A 16,136-nucleotide genomic window follows, 5' to 3' on the forward strand; every position below is an offset into this window, starting at 1 on the left:
GGGTCAGCCGCAGCCGCCCGCGTGCCCCTCGTCCAGTCCGTATCTCGGTATCCCCGCCTCGGCGTGCGTCCCCTGGGCGGCCAGTGCGTTCAGGGCGTCGACATAGTCCGCCAGCAGTTCGGACCACGGGGTGGAGCTGTCCCGCAGCAGCACTTCCTCGTCGACATTGCCTTGCTGCTCGATCTCCGTCAGAACTTCCAACGGGTGCTGGACCCGGGACCAGCCGGTTTCGGCGTCGAACATTGTTCCTCCTGTAGGTGAGTCCGGGTCCCGTTCAGGTCCCGCACCGACAGGTTCGGCCGGTTCGACATATGAATTACCCAGAGGATGTGCAGTCGCCGATACACACCGATACACACCGGTACAGCTCCGGTACAGATGCCGTACAAGGAATACGGACAGGCTTTTTCCATGGACAGTCACATCACGCGAATTGTCGTTGTGGGCGGCACGGCAGCCGGCTGGACGGCCGCCGCGCGCCTCGCGTCCGCGTTTCGCGAAACCGTCTCCGTCACCGTGCTGGAGACGCCGTCACGGTCGGATTTCCAGGAGACAGGCCAGGTCGCAGCCGTCGGACCGGAGATCCAGCGGGACCTCTTCGACCGTCTCGGCGTGCCGGAGGAGGAATGGATGCGCGCCTGCTGCGCGTCGTTCTCAGTGGCTGTCCGTCACGTCAACTGGCGCACCGAAGGGCCGGCGGAAATCGCGGCCCGCACCATGGCGGGCGGCGGTGTGGATCATTTCTACAGTCCGTGCTCAGAAATTCCGGAGTGCGAGGATTCGCTGCTCTCCGACCACTGGCACTACCGCAGGAAGAACGGCGAGACGATCGAGCCCTTCGACCATGCGTGCTTCCGCGAACCACCGCTGATGGACGCCGGGAAATCGCCCCGATGGCTGGACGGCCGGGCGGCCCTGCCGTACGGCTGGCATGTGGACAGCCGAATGTTCACGGAATTCCTGCGCAATCTGGCAACAGGACGATTCGGCGTCCGGGCCGTTCGGGACGAACTGCTCCACGCGGAGCGGGACGCGGACGGAATGCTCACCGTGCTGCACACGGCCAAGGGCCGCGCCCTGCCGGGTGAGTTCTTCCTCGACTGCTCCGGACCGGAGGGTCTGCTGATCGCCGGAACACTTCAGGAGCCGTTCACCGGCGCCCGCGACCGGCTGCCGTGCGACAGCGCGGTCACCGTCACGGTCCCGCACGACCACACCGCTCACGGCATCGAACCCTTCGCCACCGCCACCGCGCTGCCCGCCGGACGGGCCTGGAAGATGCCGCTGCCGGGCAGGTTCGGCGCCGGGTACGTCTACGCGCGCGAGTGGACGGACCCGGACGAGGCGGCGAGCACGCTGTGCGGCCTGTGGGGTCTGCGGCCCGAGCGGGCCGTCGTGCGGCACATCGCTCTGCGGACCGGGCACAGCCGCCGGTCCTGGGTGAAGAACTGCGTCGCCGTCGGCCCCGCCGCCTGCTCGCTCGAGCCGCCGGCGGCCGGACCGCTGAGCGGCGGCGTCCTGGACTCCCTGGACCGGCTGGTCCGCGACTTCCCCAGCCGGCAGGACAGGGAGGGCCCGGCGGCGCGCTTCAACCGTGCCGTCGGAGCCGGCTCGGCGCGTGCCCGCGACGCGGCGCAACTGCTCTACCGTGCCGCCCCCCGTGCGGACACCCCGTTCTGGAAGTCCCAGAAGGAACTGCCGCTCTCCGCGGAGCTGGCGGACTGCCTGGCCGCGTACCGGGCGGGTCTGACCCCGGACGGCCAGGAGCTGGACCACGTCGGAGTGCTGGCGGCGCTGGCCCCGGGCCGGGCCGCCCCCCGGGCCGCCCTCGCCCACCGGCAGGACGTCCGGGACGTGGCCGACGCGCACTTCCTGCGGATCAAGCGCCAGCAGCAGATCCTGCTGGAGACCCTGCCCACGGCGGAGCAGTACCTGCGGCGGCTCCACGGCCGGCCAGCACCGGCTCAGGATTCGGGGAGAACGGCGCACCGCCTAACCTTGTCGCATGATCGCGCAGGACACCCGCCACCGCAGGCAGGAGATCCGCACCTAGGGGTGGTGGCTTTCCCAGAAGCCCAGAAGGGATCCGACCTCGCTCTTTCGGAGTAAGCGGTCCGGTGACGTCAACTGGCGTGGTCGCCCGCTTCCGGCATCGGCGTCGGCTCGCCGCAGATGCTGACGCGCTGCGAAGAGATCATGCGCATCGTGTGCAAGTGACAGCTCACGTCACCCGTACCTTCACGCCATACCTGTGCATGACCATCCGAACGATATTTCGCGACAAACGGCATGATGGAAGGTGCATGGGGAAATGGGCATGCGCCAGAGGCTGGGGAGCGATCATGCGGGACCAGTTGCGGTTGACGGATCTGCTGGCCGCCCTGTCAGTGGCCACCGATCTCGGCATGGGGCAGCCGCCGGACAAGGCGATCCGGTCCTGCCTGCTGGCGACCGGTCTGGCCCGCGCCCTCGACCTGCCCGACCGGGAGGTGCGTGACGTCTACCTCACCTCCCTGCTGCGCCACCTCGGCTGTACGGCCACCGCGGCCATCGAGGCCCGCCTCTACGGGGGTGACGAACTGACGTCACGGTCGGCCGCCGAACCCGCGGACTTCGGCGACGCCCGGGAGATGCTCGCCTTGACCCTCGGCACCGGACGGGGCACGGGGCTGCACCGGCCGGGCCTGCTCACCCGGGCCGTGCTGGGCAACATCCAGCAGGGAAGAGAGATCTTCCAGTCCATCTGCGAGGCGGCCTCGCTGCTCGCCGGACGGCTCGGGCTCGGCCAGGAGGTCCGGGACTGTCTGTACCAGCAGTTCGAGCGGTGGGACGGTAAGGGAGTGCCCCAGGGGCTGGCCAAGGAGGAGATCGCGCTGCCGGCCCGGATCGGTGAAGTCGCCAATCAGGCACTGCTGTTCCACCTCAAGGGCGGGCCGGAGGCGGCCATGGCCATGGTGGAGCGACGGGCCGGTGGATGGTTCGACCCGTCGGTCGTCGACGTCTTCGAACGCCACGGGAGCGCCCTGCTGCACGAGCTCGACGCCGTCGACCCCTGGGAGGCGGTCCTCCAGGCCGAGCCGTCGCCCGTGCGGTACATCACCCCGGGCGAGCTCGACCAGGTGGCGCGCGTCTTCGCGGACATGGTCGATCTCAAGGCGACATGCACGCTGGGACACTCGGCGGGAGTCGCCGAGCTGGCCGAAGGCGCCGCCCGCTCGCTCGGGCTGGCGGAACGCGAGGCAGAGGATCTCCGGCGCGCCGCCCTCCTGCACGACCTGGGGCGGGTCGGGGTCTCCAGCGGGATCTGGGACAGGCCCGGCCCTGTGACCCGTACGGAACGCGAGCGGATCCGGCTGCACCCGTACCACACGGAACGGATCCTGGCCTGCTCACGAGTGCTCGCACCGCTGGGGCGCATAGCGGGTCTGCATCACGAACGACTGGACGGCAGCGGCTACCACCATGGGCTGTCGGCCGCCGGGATCCCTGTGTCCGCCCGGATCCTCGCGGTCGCCGACACCTTCCAGGCGGCAACGCAGGACCGCCCTCACCGGCCGGCCCGAAGCCCGGCCCGCGCCGCCGACCTGCTGGCCGAGGAGGCCGCGGCCGGCCGTCTCGATCCCGACTGCGTACGGGCCGTCGTCGAGGCGGCCGGGCAGGCGCCGCCGCCGGTGCGGTCGCACCTGCCCGCCGGGCTCACGGGGCGGGAGGCTGACGTTCTGCGTCTGCTGGCCCGCGGTCTGACGAACAAGGAGATCGCCGGCCGGCTCGTGATCTCGCGCCGTACCGCCGAGCACCACGTCCAGCACATCTACGGCAAGATCGGCAACTCCACTCGCGCGGCCGCCGCCCTGTTCGCCATGGAACACGATCTCCTGCGGGTCTGAGCCGCCGTACCGGTCCGAGCGGTCACGGCGCGAGGAACTCCCGTACGACGGCCGCCACCATGGCGGGCTCCGTCCGGTGGGCGATGTGCGCATGACCGTCGAGGACGCGGATCCGGGCGCCGGGGATCGCCGCCGCTGCCGCGGCGGTGGCCTGCTTGAGCGCCGGTGGGCTCTGCGAGCCGGACAGCAGCAGTGTCCTCGCCGTGATTCCTTCGAACTGGCCCGGCCGGTACGCCCAGTCCTCCTCGGCGCGTGCCTCCCGTACCACGGTCGGTGCCACGGCGACGCGGCGGGCCCATTCCGGGCCGGAACGCATGGCCGCGATCTGGTCGTCGGTGAATTCGAGTACGTCCCGCAGCACCAGGACGATGGCCTTCTCGTCGTCGCCGTCGGCGAGCGCCCTCTCGGCCCTCTCGATCCAGCCCTGGGGATAGGCGAGCCCGAGACTGGGCTCGTACAACAACAGGTGGCTGATGTTGCCCGTGAGTGTCGCGCCGCCCATCGCGAGACTCGCCCCGTAGGAGTGACCCCACACGGCGACCGGGCTGCCGACCCGCGCGGCGACCGTTTCGACGACGGCGGCGACGTCCTCGAACTCGCGCTCGATCGCGTAGTCGGCGCCGTCGCCGCTTGCGCCGAAGCCCCGGCGGTCCATGGCGAAGGTGGTGATGTCCGTACGGAGCTCGCCCAACAGGGCGGAGGAAATGGTGTGGTCCTGCAGCGAACCGTGCACCAGCACCAACGCGGGTCCCTCGCCCTCGACCCACACCGCGATCGCGGTCCCGTCCGGTGCCCGGACGTCGAACCGTTCGGCGGATAGGCCCTTGCCCATGCTGCTCATCTCCGTGCCTCCACATGGGCCGCGCTGCTCGACCGGGACATGAACGCCATGACGTCGTGCACGAACGCCTCTGGATGCGTCACGTGCGGAATGTGGCCCGCACCGGCGTAGACGACCTGCTCGGCCTGCGGCAGTAGTTCCGCGAGCCGGGTCAGCACCGGCCGGAACAGGGGCGGGCTCCGGTCGCCGGACGTGAGCAGCACCGGTCCCCGATACCGAGCCAGCGCGGCCCCATCGATGGTCCGGGCACCGGGGTCGTTCTGCTCGTCGAGGTACGTCGGAGCGTTCCGGATGAACGTCCGCCGCATGCCGTCGGGCAGCCGCGCCCAACTGCCGGGCCCGAGAGCCACCGCGTCCACGAACAGCTCGGCCGCACCGGCGTCGTCGCCCGCGGAGATGCGACGTGCCACCTCAGCGAGCGGCCCACGCTCGACAACCTCGCACGCGGCGGCCTCGTCACTGCCCTGCGGCAACACGGACCAGAGCGGCGGCTCGTGCACGATGATCCCGCGCAGCACGTCGGGGCGCGATGCGGCCAGCTGGAGTGTGATGACCGCGCCGGCCGAGTTGCCGATGACCCACGCGGGGGCCACCCCGAGACGTTCGACCAACGCGGCGAGGTCGGCCACGTCCTCGCCGAAGCTGCCCTGACCGGAGGGGCGCTCGCTGTCGCTGTGGCCCCGCCGGTCGTAGGTGACGACACGGAAATGAGGGACCAGACCGGGTACGACCGAATCCCAGTTGTGGTGCGAACCCCAACTGCCGTGCACGAGAACGAGCGGAACCGGCCCGTCACCGACCGCCTCGTACGCAAGACGCACCCCGTTGACCTGGACGAACTCCATGGGCTCCGTCGAGGCGACGGCGCCCCCGTCGATGTGTGCCATCGCTGCTGCTCCTTTCCTCGAAGGACAGCACCAGGCTCCCTCCACGACCGGCAGGCGCGCATCGGCAGACCTGCCCATCTGCCGGTGATCAAGGGCGAGCAGGTGACGGCTGCGGACACCGGCTGCTCAACCCGAGGGGAATGACAGCCCCCATGCCGACCAGCCGGACCTGGTCTGCGGTGGTAGGGGCACCCGGCCCGTGATCGTTTGCGAGCTCTCAGCCGGGGCGGATGTTCTTGTTGTGGTGGAAGGCGTTGTCGGGGTCGTACTTGGCCTTGATCTCGGCCAGTCGCCGGTAGACGCGATCGCCGTACGCCTCTCGAACCCGGCCGGTGCCGTCGTCGGCATCGAGGAAGTTGACGTAGACGCTGTCGGCGCGGTGCGCCCGGAGTGCATGGAGGAACCGCCGGGCCCACGCGGTCTCGGCTGCGGCGTGCTCGCCGGACTCGTCGGGGAGCCACACGGCGTCGATGACGATGTTGTGGGCGACATCACGCCCGGCGTAGGCGGTGGTGGCCTGGGGGACCCGGGCGACGGCGCCACCCATGTGGAACATTGCCGAGTACGACCGGCGCGAGCCGGCCCGGTAGGCGTGATCGGCGATGACGGCGATGGCGTCGTCGGAGAGGCCGGTGAGATCCGTGGCCTTCCAGTAGTAGTGCCATCCGTGGAGGACCGTGTCGTCGGTGGCGCCCTGGAAGGCGGCGTACGGCGTGGGAACGAGCAGGTCCACGAGCGGCGCCTTGAACCGTCGGAGGGCCCGCACCGCCCGCTCGCCGTCGTCGACCGTACCGGCGTAGCAGCAGACGACGGCGATGGCCGGCCGCCAGTGCAGGGCCTCGGGGATGACCGGCAGCGGGGGAACCGTGCCGAGACGGACGACGGTGCCGAGCTCGTCGGGTGCGTCGGCGACGAAGTCCCGGTAGAAGCGCAGCACGTCGGCGGTATCGTCAGCCGCCCAGAAGACGGGGCCGGCCAGGACGATCGGGCCGACGGGGTGCAGCGCGAAGCGGAACGAAGTGACCACCCCGAAGTTCCCGCCGCCGCCCCGCAGCGCCCAGAACAGGTCAGGGTGGTCGTCCGCGGACACCTTGAGGACGCTGCCTTCGGCGGTGACAACCTCGGCGGCCCGCAGGTTGTCGACCGCGAGCCCGCGGCTGCGCATGAGGAAGCCGATGCCGCCGCCGAGGGTGAGCCCGCCGACGCCGGTGTGGCTCACGATGCCGCCGGTGGTGGCCAGACCGTGGGCCTGTGTCTCGTGGTCGACGTCGCCCCACAGGGCACCGCCCTGCACGCCGGCCGTGCGGTCGGCGGGGTCGACCCACACCGCCCGCATCGCCGAGAGGTCGATGACGACCCCGTCGTCGCACACCGCGGTCCCGGCCACGTTGTGGCCCCCGCCCCGTACTGCTATCGCCAGGTCATGGTCGCGGGCGAAGCGCACGGCCGCGGCCACGTCGGCGGTCCCGCTGCATCGTGCGATCAGCCGGGGGTGCCGGTCGACGCTGCCGTTCCACACGGCTCGGGCGTTGTTGTAGTCGGCGTGGTCAGCGGTGATCAGCCGGCCCTGGAATCCGTCGATCTCCATGGCGATCGCCTCCTCGCTCAACACCCACCGCATCACCCGGGGCGGCGGTCGTGAAGTCAGGAATCTGGACCCCGGAGTCGTCGGCAGCAGTGCGACACTGGTGGCGTGCGGAGCTACGGCCAGTACTGCCCCATCGCCCGGGGCGCCGAGATCTTCGCCGAGCGCTGGACGCCAGTGATCATCCGTAACCTGTACCTGGGCTGCGGAAGCTTCGGCGAGATTCTGGAGGGCGCCCCCGGGCTCTCCCGCACCCTGCTCTCGCAGCGGCTCAAGCAGCTCCAACGGCTCGGCATCGTGAGGTCGGCACCCAAGACCGACGGGCGCGGAAACCACTACGAACTCACCCCCGCGGGTCACGACCTGTTCACGGTCTGCGTGTCGCTGGGCGAGTGGGGCGCGGCCTGGCTCGAGATAGCCCCCGAGCACCTCGATCCCTTCGTGGCGCTGTGGTCGATGTGCAACGTGCTTCGCCGAGACCGACTCCCGCATCGCCGCGTCGTCATCCGCTTCGACTTCACCGGCCGCCCGCACCCCGAGCGGTACTGGCTGCTGATCGAACGCGGAGAGACGGAGATCTGCAAGACGTACCCCGGCCACGACGAGGACCTCTACATCACGGCGGAGGCCGAAGCCTTCGTCAAATGGCACGCAGGCCAGCAGACCTGGGTCGGCGCCGTCCGCGACGGCCGCATCCAGCTCCACGGCCCCACCTGGCTGGTACGAGCATTCCCCACCTGGAACGCTCGCAGCGCCTTCGCCCACATCAAGCCTGCCCCTGCCGCCGCAGCGGGCTGATCGGCGCCGGAATCCGTCGAGGAGTGCGCTCGTGATGGCCGGTGTGTCCGAAGCGCCGGGCCGAGCTCCTTCGGGGAACGCCTACCCTTGACTCATGACCAGCAGCAGTGACCGGAGCCCGGCAGTGGACGTTCGATCATCTAAAACCTATGAAGTCCGAACCTACGGGTGCCAGATGAACGTCCACGACTCCGAGCGGCTGTCGGGCCTGCTCGAGGACGCCGGGTACGTACGCGCACCCGAAGGCGCCGACGGTGACGCCGACGTCGTCGTCTTCAACACCTGCGCGGTCCGGGAGAACGCCGACAACAAGCTCTACGGCAACCTCGGCCGGCTCGCCCCGATGAAGTCCCGGCGCCCCGGGATGCAGATCGCCGTGGGCGGCTGCCTGGCGCAGAAGGACCGCGACACCATCGTCACCAAGGCGCCCTGGGTCGACGTCGTCTTCGGCACGCACAACATCGGGAAACTGCCGGTGCTCCTCGAGCGGGCCAGGGTCCAGGAGGAGGCCCAGGTCGAGATCGCGGAATCGCTCGAGGCGTTCCCCTCCACCCTGCCGACCCGCCGCGAGTCGGCGTACGCGGCCTGGGTCTCGATCTCCGTGGGCTGCAACAACACCTGCACCTTCTGCATCGTGCCCGCGCTGCGCGGCAAGGAGAAGGACCGCCGGCCCGGCGACATCCTCGCCGAGATCGAGGCGCTCGTCGCCGAAGGCGTCAGCGAGATCACCCTGCTCGGACAGAACGTCAACGCCTACGGCTCCGACATCGGCGACCGCGAGGCCTTCAGCAAGCTGCTGCGCGCCTGCGGGAAGATCGAGGGCCTCGAGCGGGTCCGCTTCACCTCGCCGCACCCCCGGGACTTCACGGACGACGTGATCGCCGCCATGGCCGAGACGCCGAACGTCATGCCGCAGCTCCACATGCCGCTGCAGTCCGGCTCCGACACCGTGCTCAAGGCGATGCGCCGCTCCTACCGGCAGGAGCGCTTCCTCGGGATCATCGAGAAGGTGCGCGCGGCCATCCCGCACGCCGCGATCTCCACCGACATCATCGTGGGCTTCCCGGGCGAGACCGAGGAGGACTTCGAGCAGACGATGCACACGGTGCGGGAGGCCCGCTTCGCGAACGCCTTCACCTTCCAGTACTCGAAGCGCCCCGGCACGCCCGCGGCGACGATGGACGGGCAGATCCCCAAGGAGGTCGTCCAGGAGCGCTACATGCGCCTGGTCGCCCTGCAGGAGGAGATCTCCTGGGAGGAGAACAAGAAGCAGGTCGGGCGCACGCTCGAGGTCATGGTCGCCGAGGGTGAGGGACGCAAGGACGGTGCCACCCACCGGCTCTCCGGCCGCGCCCCCGACAACCGTCTCGTCCACTTCACGAAGCCCGGCACCGAGGTCCGCCCCGGCGACGTCGTCACCGTCGAGATCACCTACGCCGCTCCCCACCACCTGCTGGCGGAGGGCGCCGTGACGTCCGTGCGCCGGACCCGTGCCGGTGACGCGTGGGAGAAGCGCAACACCGCGGAGGCCGCGACGCCGGCCGGCGTGATGCTGGGTCTCCCCGCGGTGGGCGTCCCCGCACCGCTCCCGCCGGCCACGAACGGCTGCGCGACGACCTGACCTCCGCAAGCCGCGCGGCCGGGTCCGTCGCGCGTGCCCGCCCTGGGCCGCCGGGCTCGTCCTCGCCCGCCCCGGGGGCGCCGGCCCGAGACGGTCCTCCCCGCCCCTGGCGGCCGGAGCGCCTTCACCCGCCCCCGGCGGGCCGGAGCGGATGCGCTCTGCCCGCCCATGGGTGGGCAGAGCCCCGCACGCCGGCCCGTCCGCCCCGTCGCGGCGGCCCCGACCCGTCCCGTCGGGCCGCCGCAGCGGGCTAGGCTGCGGATCATGCTCGTAGCCGCCGCCGTGTGTCCGTGCCCGCCGCTTCTCGTGCCGGAGGTCGCCTCCGGAGCCGCGCCAGAGCTGGACGCGGTCCGCGCCGCGTCCGCCGACGCGGTGGCCGTGCTCGCGGCCTCCAGGCCGGACCTGCTCATCGTGGTCGGACCCGCCGAGCAGGCGCACCGCGGACCCCATACCGCCGGCGCGGCCGGTTCGTTCCGTGGCTTCGGGGTGGACCTCGAAGTGCGGCTCGGCGAAGGGCCCGGGCAGGAGCGGGCACTGGCGCCCTCACTCGCCGTCGGCGCCTGGCTGCTCGACCGCAACCGCTGGTCGGCCGCTCCCGTCGAGGGGCTCGGCGTCGGTGAGCCGCTCGACACCGAGCGCTGCGTGGCGGCGGGGCGCGAGCTCGCCGCCCGCGCCGAACGCGTCGCGCTGATGGTGATGGGCGACGGCAGCGCATGCCGCACGCTCAAGGCCCCCGGCTACCTCGACGCGCGCGCGGTGGACTTCGACCGGCGGGCCGCCGACGCGCTCGGCGCAGCGGACATCGACGGGCTCAAGGCGCTGGACGAGTTGCAGGCACGTGAGCTCAAGGTCTCGGGCCGCGCCCCCTGGCAGGTTCTCGCCGGGGCCGCGGAGGGAGCCGGCCTGGAGGGCCGGCTGCTCCACGAGGACGCCCCGTACGGGGTCGGCTACTTCGTCGCGGCCTGGTCGTAGGGGCCCGGGACACAGTGGAAGACGGCCGTGGAGCGAGGTGCTCCACGGCCGTCCTCCGCTGAACCGGCCCGGTACCGTTTGCTGAACCGGCCCGGTGCCCTCGGCGGAACCGGCCGGGTGCCCTCAGGCGGCCGGCGGTGTCGTCCCGCGGCCGTCCTTGTGCGCGATGCGGCCCAGGGCGTCCTTGGCCTTGCCGGTACCCGTTTCGATCTTGTTGCTGTACTTGCCCTTGGTCTTGGCGTCGACCGTCCGGGCGGCTCTCTCCAGGCCCTGCCCGATCCGACCCTCGTGCTGCTGGGCGAGGTCGGAGACCTTGTCCTTCGCGGGGCCGATCTTGGCCTTCAGGTTGTCCAGGAACCCCATGGAGCACCTTCCCTCGTAGCCGGAACCGCCGTCTGGCGGAAACTACTTCCGGGCGCCCTCGCCGGCCTCGCTGTCCGCCGCGTCCTCGGCCGACTGCTGCCGGGGAATCTCCACGGCCTCGGCCGGAGCGACCCCGTCGGCCTCGGCCCCTGCCTTGGCCTCGGGCTCTGCCTCTGGCGGCGCCGTACCGTCGGTCGCCTCAGGACGCTCCGCCGAAGCTTCCGCGGAGCGTTCCGAGGGTGCCGGGGTCACCGGGGACGCCGGAGCCTCCTCGGCAGCTGCGGGCTTACCGCGAAACCATGAAAAAACACCCATATCTACTCCATACACTACTCGTGCGGGCGAAGTTCCGCGCCGCTCGGAGCGTCCACTTGCGTCTCGCACGGGCACCGGTGCGAAAACCGGCATGCGGAACCTCGCAACAGGCAACGAGACCGCGCGTCCACCGTCACCTCGCTCGTTCGAGTACACGCTCTCCGGGTTTGGGAGACTGGGTCGGTGAGAAGTGCAGCTCCCGCACCGCGGGTCATCGCCGTCGTCGGTCCCACCGCAGCCGGAAAGTCGGATCTGGGGGTATTCCTTGCCCAGCAGTTGAACGGCGAAGTCGTCAACGCCGACTCCATGCAGCTCTACCGTGGGATGGACATCGGCACCGCCAAGCTGACGATGCAGGAACGCGGCGGAGTGCCGCACCGGCTCCTCGACATCTGGGACGTCACCGAGGCCGCGAGCGTCGCCGAGTACCAGCGACTGGCACGGACGGAGATCGACCGGCTGCTCGCCGAGGGCCGCACTCCGGTCCTCGTCGGCGGCTCCGGGCTCTACGTACGGGCGGCGATCGACGCCCTCGAGTTCCCGGGGACCGACCCGCAGGTGCGGGCCCGCCTGGAGGAGGAGCTGGCCGAGCGCGGCCCCGGCGTCCTGCACACCCGGCTGGCGGCCGCCGACCCGGAGGCGGGCCGTGCCATCCTGCCGAGCAACGGCCGGCGGATCGTCCGGGCCCTCGAGGTCATCGAGATCACCGGCAAGCCCTTCACCGCCAACCTCCCCGGACACGACGCCGTCTACGACACCCTCCAGATCGGCGTCGACGTCGCGCGGCCGGAGCTCGACGGGCGGATCGCGGTGCGCGTCGACCGGATGTGGGAGGCGGGCCTCGTCGACGAGGTGCGCACGCTCGAGGCGCAGGGGCTGCGCGAAGGGCTCACCGCCTCGCGCGCTCTCGGCTACCAGCAGGTGCTCACGGCACTCGCCGGGGAGTGCACCGAGCAGGAGGCGCGCGACGAGACGGTGCGCGCCACCAAGCGCTTCGCCCGCCGTCAGGACTCGTGGTTCCGGCGCGATCAGAGGGTGCACTGGCTGAGCGGTGCCGCCGACGACAGGACGGAACTTCCGCATCGAGCGCTGACGTTGATCGAACGAGCGGTCACAGCCTGATCACGTGATGGCATCGGGACGCTCCGCCCGTCATTCCGGCCCCCGGGGGCGTGCCATCATCGAGCATCGATCGACAGTTGAGTCCGAGTTGGGAGGGCGCGTGGCGATGGAGGCCGGCCCTCGCGACACGGAACAGCAGCAACGGCGGGACCCGGCGGACGGCAGCCCGTCCGGCCTCAGTCCCGACGGACCCGACGAGCAGGAGATGCTCGCGGAGGAGGTCGAGGTCGAGCTGCGCCCGCAGCGGCGGCTCAGAATCTGGCAGCTCGCCCCCATCGTCGGCCTGGCGGCCACCGGCTCCCTGATGTTCGCCTTCCCGCTCGCCTTCGGCACGGGGGACGGGGGAGCGGTCGTCGCCATGCTGGGCCTGCTGATCAGCTGCTGCGCCGCCGGCTGGGGCCTGATGGCCGCGCGCCGCGTCGGCCACACCTGGCCCGGCCTGCCGGCGCGCGGCTCCGGCGAGCGCCCGGACTGGCGCGTGATCGCGCTGTACGTGGGCATCGCCACGGTGCTCGTGGCCCTCGCGGTGTGGCGTGTGGCACGCCTGAGGTGACCGGCTCCGGCCGCTGTCGGACCGTCCTCGTACGATGGAGCACGTGAGCACCTCGCAGATGTCGCCCCTCCCCTTCCTCAAGGGCCACGGGACCGAGAACGACTTCGTGATCGTCCCCGACCCGGACAACACGGTCGGTCTTCCCGCCGCGGCCGTCGCCCGTCTGTGCGACCGCCGGGCCGGTATCGGCGGCGACGGCCTGCTGCACGTGGTGCGGTCGGCGGCCCATCCGGAGGCCCGGCACATGGCCGGCGAGGCCGAATGGTTCATGGACTACCGCAACGCGGACGGTTCCGTCGCCGAGATGTGCGGCAACGGTGTCCGGGTTTTCGCGGGGTATCTCCAGCGCGCCGGCCACGTCGAGGAGGGCGAGCTGTCCGTCGCGACGCGCGGCGGGATCAAGAAGGTGCGCCTCGCCAAGGTGCCCTCCGGGAGCGGCACCGCCACGGGCGACATCACCGTCTTCATGGGACGCGCCGAGCTCCCCGAGGACGGCGTCACCGTCTCGGTCGGCGCCCGCAGTTGGCCGGCGAGGAACGTGAACATGGGCAACCCCCACGCGGTCGCCTTCGTCGAGGACCTGGCCCACGCCGGTGAGCTGCGGACCGCGCCGCAGTGCACCCCGGCGTCGGTCTACCCGGACGGCGTCAACGTCGAGTTCGTCGTCGACCGCGGCGAACGGCACGTCGCGATGCGCGTCCATGAACGAGGCTCCGGCGAGACCCGCTCCTGCGGGACCGGCGCCTGCGCCGTCGCCGTGGCCGCCGCGCGCCGCGACCACCTGGACCCGGCCGTCACCGGCGTGGCCGTCACATACACGGTCGACCTGCCCGGCGGGCGTCTTGTGATCACGGAGCGGCCCGACGGCGAGATCGAGATGACCGGCCCCGCGGTGATCGTCGCCGAGGGGCTGATCGACCCCGTTCTCCTCGAAACCGTGACCGCATAGCGCTTCGCTCGAATGGGTGATCCGTTTCACGCTGAGAGAGAGCCGGACTGCGCCACGTGGTGGGCTCGGTAGCATCAAGCACCGGCCCGGAGGCACGCCAGTTCTCCGTACCGCCGGTCGAAGCTGCCGGAGGTGCCCCATGAGCGCAGAGGCCACCAACCCAGGTGCCCACAGCCGCAGGCGCGGCCGTCCGAGGATCGACCTCCGCAGGCTGGGCCGCGCCGCCGCACTGCTGGGTCCCACGGGGCGGGACCGGCTCCCCGACGCGATCGGCCATGTCGTGGAGGCCCACCGGGCGCACCACCCCGACGCCGACCTGGCTCCCCTGCACAAGGCGTACCTGCTCGCGGAGGCCTCCCACCGCGGGCAGTTCCGCAAGAGCGGCGAGCCCTACATCACCCACCCCCTCGCCGTGACGCTCATCCTGGCCGAACTGGGGGCGGAGACCACCACGCTCACCGCGTCACTGCTCCACGACACCGTCGAGGACACGGAAGTGACCCTCGATCAGGTGAAGGAGGAGTTCGGTGCCGAGGTCGGCTATCTGGTCGACGGCGTCACCAAGCTCGAGAAGGTGGACTACGGCGCCGCCGCCGAACCGGAGACCTTCCGCAAGATGCTCGTCGCCACGGGCAACGACGTCCGCGTGATGTCCATCAAACTCGCCGACCGGCTGCACAACATGCGCACCCTGACGGTGATGCGCCCCGAGAAGCAGGCACGTATCGCCAGGGTCACCCGCGATGTGCTGATCCCGCTCGCCGAACGGCTCGGTGTCCAGGCGCTCAAGAGCGAGCTGGAGGACCTGGTCTTCGCGATCCTGCACCCGGAGGAGTACGAGCGGACCCGCGCGCTCATCGCCGAGAACGCCACGTCGTGCACCGCGCTCGCCGCCTTCGCGGACGACTTCCGGGCCGCCCTGCGCGAGGCCGGCATCAGCGCCGAAGTGCTGATCAGACCACGGCACTTCGTGTCCGTGCACCGGGTCTGTCTCAAACGCTCGCAACTGCGCAGCACGGACTTCGGCCGGCTGCTGATCCTCGTCTCCGAGGACGCCGACTGCTACGCCGTCCTCGGCGAGCTGCACACCTGCTTCACGCCGGTGATCTCCGAGTTCAAGGACTTCATTGCGGCACCGAAGTTCAACCTGTACCAGTCGCTGCACACCGCGGTCGCCGGCCCGGACGGCGCCGTCGCCGAAGTCCTCATCCGTACGCATCAGATGCACAAGGTCGCCGAGGCCGGGGTGGTCGCACTGGGCAACCCGTACGTGCCCGTGGACGGGGCGGAGCCGGTGGACGGCGAGCGGGCCGACCCGACCAGGCCCGGCTGGCTGTCCCGGCTGCTGGAGTGGCAGCAGTCCACCCCGGACCCCGACACCTTCTGGACGTCCCTGCGGGCTGACCTGGCGCAGGACCGGGAGATCACCGTCTTCCGCGCCGACGGCCGTGCCCTCGGCCTGCCGGCCGGGGCGACCTGCGTGGACGCCGCCTACGCTCAGTACGGCGAAGCGGCGCACGCCTGCATCGGCGCGCGCGTCAACGGCCGTCTCGCCACGCTGAGCACGGTCCTCGGCGACGGCGACACCGTCCATGTCCTGCTGGCCCAGGACAGCGCCTCCGGGCCGTCCCCGCAGTGGCTCGACCACGCCCGCACCCCGGCCGCCCGTATCGCGATCACCAGCTGGCTCGACACGCACCCGGAGGGTGCCGCAGCCCCCTCCGCCGCTCCCCGCCGGCCCGCCCCGCTCCCCGCCGGCCGGCCGGTCTCGGCGAACGCCGTGGTGGACCTCCCCGAGGCCACGGTACGGCTCGCCGGCTGCTGCACCCCCGTACCGCCCGACGCCGTCACCGGGTTCCCCGTACGCGGCGGCGCCGTGACCGTCCACCGGCAGGAGTGCCCGGCGGTGGCGCGCATGACGGGCGTGGGACGCGAGCCGGTGCCGGTGCGCTGGGGCGACGCGGCCGAATGCCGCGTCACCCTGGTCGCGGAGTCGTTCGGCCGGCCGCGGCTGCTGGCCGACCTCACGGAAGCGATCGCCGGGCAGGGCGCCGCGGTCGTGTCGGCCACCGTCGAGCCTCCGGCCCAGCAGCGGGTCCGGCACACGTACACCCTCCAACTTCCCGATGCGGCGGGGCTCCCGGCCCTCATGAGAGCCATGCGCGACGTGCCCGGGGTGTACGACGTGAGCCGCACCCAGCATCCGGCGGCCACCGCCTGACCTCGTTCGGGTGGGCGCGCCG

At 71.4% G+C, this 16,136-nt stretch carries 15 protein-coding genes; 9 read left to right on the top strand and 6 right to left on the bottom strand.

What is annotated here, in order from left to right; genetic code table 11:
* Positions 1 to 3: 3 nt before the first annotated feature.
* The gene (locus OGH68_RS27575; RefSeq protein ID WP_264247709.1) at positions 4 to 243 is read right to left on the bottom strand and encodes a DUF6269 family protein; all 240 of its coding nucleotides are present in this window, start codon (positions 241 to 243) and stop codon (positions 4 to 6) included.
* Positions 244 to 411: 168 nt separating this feature from the next.
* Between OGH68_RS27575 and OGH68_RS27580 the strand changes: the two genes are divergently transcribed.
* Both OGH68_RS27580 and OGH68_RS27585 read left to right on the top strand, forming a co-directional pair.
* Positions 412 to 2,109, top strand: coding sequence for a tryptophan 7-halogenase (locus tag OGH68_RS27580; RefSeq protein ID WP_264247710.1), 1,698 nt, complete (start codon positions 412 to 414; stop codon positions 2,107 to 2,109).
* 194 nt (positions 2,110 to 2,303) lie between these two features.
* A complete protein-coding gene (locus OGH68_RS27585; RefSeq protein WP_264247711.1) occupies positions 2,304 to 3,887 on the top strand; it encodes an HD domain-containing phosphohydrolase in 1,584 nt (527 codons plus the stop codon).
* Between the two features lie 22 nt (positions 3,888 to 3,909).
* Here the strand turns inward: OGH68_RS27585 and OGH68_RS27590 are convergent, their stop codons facing one another.
* The 3 genes from OGH68_RS27590 to OGH68_RS27600 form a co-directional block, all read right to left on the bottom strand.
* Positions 3,910 to 4,728 (bottom strand): alpha/beta fold hydrolase, encoded by an 819-nt coding sequence (locus OGH68_RS27590; protein ID WP_264247712.1) that lies wholly within the window; start codon positions 4,726 to 4,728, stop codon positions 3,910 to 3,912.
* A complete protein-coding gene (locus tag OGH68_RS27595) occupies positions 4,725 to 5,615 on the bottom strand; it encodes an alpha/beta fold hydrolase (RefSeq protein ID WP_264247713.1) in 891 nt (296 codons plus the stop codon). Before OGH68_RS27595 ends, OGH68_RS27590 begins: the two co-directional genes overlap by 4 nt.
* Positions 5,616 to 5,832: 217 nt before the next feature.
* Complete coding sequence (locus tag OGH68_RS27600) at positions 5,833 to 7,203, bottom strand: FAD-binding oxidoreductase (RefSeq protein ID WP_264247714.1); 1,371 nt, start codon at positions 7,201 to 7,203, stop codon at positions 5,833 to 5,835.
* Positions 7,204 to 7,308: 105 nt separating this feature from the next.
* Here OGH68_RS27600 and OGH68_RS27605 point away from each other — a divergent pair, with 105 nt between their 5' ends.
* From OGH68_RS27605 to OGH68_RS27615, 3 genes are all read left to right on the top strand, one after another.
* Positions 7,309 to 7,998, top strand: a complete 690-nt coding sequence (locus OGH68_RS27605; protein ID WP_264247715.1) for a winged helix-turn-helix transcriptional regulator — start codon at positions 7,309 to 7,311, stop codon at positions 7,996 to 7,998.
* A 94-nt stretch (positions 7,999 to 8,092) separates the two neighbouring features.
* Positions 8,093 to 9,619 carry a tRNA (N6-isopentenyl adenosine(37)-C2)-methylthiotransferase MiaB gene (miaB, locus tag OGH68_RS27610; protein WP_264247717.1) on the top strand — a complete coding sequence of 509 codons (1,527 nt, stop codon included), beginning with the start codon at positions 8,093 to 8,095 and terminating at the stop codon, positions 9,617 to 9,619.
* Positions 9,620 to 9,883: 264 nt separating this feature from the next.
* Positions 9,884 to 10,591 (top strand): class III extradiol dioxygenase subunit B-like domain-containing protein, encoded by a 708-nt coding sequence (locus OGH68_RS27615; protein WP_264247718.1) that lies wholly within the window; start codon positions 9,884 to 9,886, stop codon positions 10,589 to 10,591.
* A 123-nt stretch (positions 10,592 to 10,714) separates the two neighbouring features.
* Here the strand turns inward: OGH68_RS27615 and OGH68_RS27620 are convergent, their stop codons facing one another.
* Together OGH68_RS27620 and OGH68_RS27625 are read right to left on the bottom strand one after the other, a co-directional pair.
* A complete protein-coding gene (locus OGH68_RS27620) occupies positions 10,715 to 10,954 on the bottom strand; it encodes an antitoxin (protein WP_264247720.1) in 240 nt (79 codons plus the stop codon).
* A gap of 42 nt (positions 10,955 to 10,996) precedes the next feature.
* Positions 10,997 to 11,206 carry a gliding motility protein gene (locus tag OGH68_RS27625; protein WP_264247722.1) on the bottom strand — a complete coding sequence of 70 codons (210 nt, stop codon included), beginning with the start codon at positions 11,204 to 11,206 and terminating at the stop codon, positions 10,997 to 10,999.
* A 246-nt stretch (positions 11,207 to 11,452) separates the two neighbouring features.
* On the opposite strand from OGH68_RS27625, the gene miaA reads away from it, so the two are divergent.
* The 4 genes from miaA (at position 11,453) to OGH68_RS27645 (ending at position 16,114) form a co-directional block, all read left to right on the top strand.
* Positions 11,453 to 12,391 carry a tRNA (adenosine(37)-N6)-dimethylallyltransferase MiaA gene (gene miaA / locus OGH68_RS27630; RefSeq protein ID WP_264247723.1) on the top strand — a complete coding sequence of 313 codons (939 nt, stop codon included), beginning with the start codon at positions 11,453 to 11,455 and terminating at the stop codon, positions 12,389 to 12,391.
* A 106-nt stretch (positions 12,392 to 12,497) separates the two neighbouring features.
* Entirely contained in the window at positions 12,498 to 12,944 is a 447-nt protein-coding gene (locus OGH68_RS27635) for a hypothetical protein (protein ID WP_264250322.1), read from the top strand.
* Positions 12,945 to 12,978: 34 nt separating this feature from the next.
* Positions 12,979 to 13,893 carry a diaminopimelate epimerase gene (dapF, locus tag OGH68_RS27640; protein ID WP_264247724.1) on the top strand — a complete coding sequence of 305 codons (915 nt, stop codon included), beginning with the start codon at positions 12,979 to 12,981 and terminating at the stop codon, positions 13,891 to 13,893.
* 139 nt (positions 13,894 to 14,032) lie between these two features.
* Positions 14,033 to 16,114 (top strand): RelA/SpoT family protein, encoded by a 2,082-nt coding sequence (locus tag OGH68_RS27645; RefSeq protein WP_264247725.1) that lies wholly within the window; start codon positions 14,033 to 14,035, stop codon positions 16,112 to 16,114.
* Positions 16,115 to 16,136: the final 22 nt, after the last annotated feature.

This window comes from Streptomyces peucetius, from assembly GCF_025854275.1.
Classification (GTDB): domain Bacteria; phylum Actinomycetota; class Actinomycetes; order Streptomycetales; family Streptomycetaceae; genus Streptomyces; species Streptomyces peucetius_A.

Bases quoted from the DNA above. Each gene is read 5' to 3' on its own strand.
- OGH68_RS27635 (WP_264250322.1), top strand. From the start codon at position 12,498: ATGGAGGCCGGCCCTCGCGACACGGAACAGCAGCAACGGCGGGACCCG.
- miaB (WP_264247717.1), top strand. From the start codon at position 8,093: ATGACCAGCAGCAGTGACCGGAGCCCGGCAGTGGACGTTCGATCATCT.
- OGH68_RS27575 (WP_264247709.1), bottom strand. From the start codon at position 243: ATGTTCGACGCCGAAACCGGCTGGTCCCGGGTCCAGCACCCGTTGGAA.
- OGH68_RS27580 (WP_264247710.1), top strand. From the start codon at position 412: ATGGACAGTCACATCACGCGAATTGTCGTTGTGGGCGGCACGGCAGCC.
- dapF (WP_264247724.1), top strand. From the start codon at position 12,979: ATGGAGCACGTGAGCACCTCGCAGATGTCGCCCCTCCCCTTCCTCAAG.
- OGH68_RS27595 (WP_264247713.1), bottom strand. From the start codon at position 5,615: ATGGCACACATCGACGGGGGCGCCGTCGCCTCGACGGAGCCCATGGAG.
- OGH68_RS27600 (WP_264247714.1), bottom strand. From the start codon at position 7,203: ATGGAGATCGACGGATTCCAGGGCCGGCTGATCACCGCTGACCACGCC.
- OGH68_RS27615 (WP_264247718.1), top strand. From the start codon at position 9,884: ATGCTCGTAGCCGCCGCCGTGTGTCCGTGCCCGCCGCTTCTCGTGCCG.
- OGH68_RS27645 (WP_264247725.1), top strand. From the start codon at position 14,033: ATGAGCGCAGAGGCCACCAACCCAGGTGCCCACAGCCGCAGGCGCGGC.
- OGH68_RS27590 (WP_264247712.1), bottom strand. From the start codon at position 4,728: ATGAGCAGCATGGGCAAGGGCCTATCCGCCGAACGGTTCGACGTCCGG.
- OGH68_RS27585 (WP_264247711.1), top strand. From the start codon at position 2,304: ATGGGGAAATGGGCATGCGCCAGAGGCTGGGGAGCGATCATGCGGGAC.
- OGH68_RS27620 (WP_264247720.1), bottom strand. From the start codon at position 10,954: ATGGGGTTCCTGGACAACCTGAAGGCCAAGATCGGCCCCGCGAAGGAC.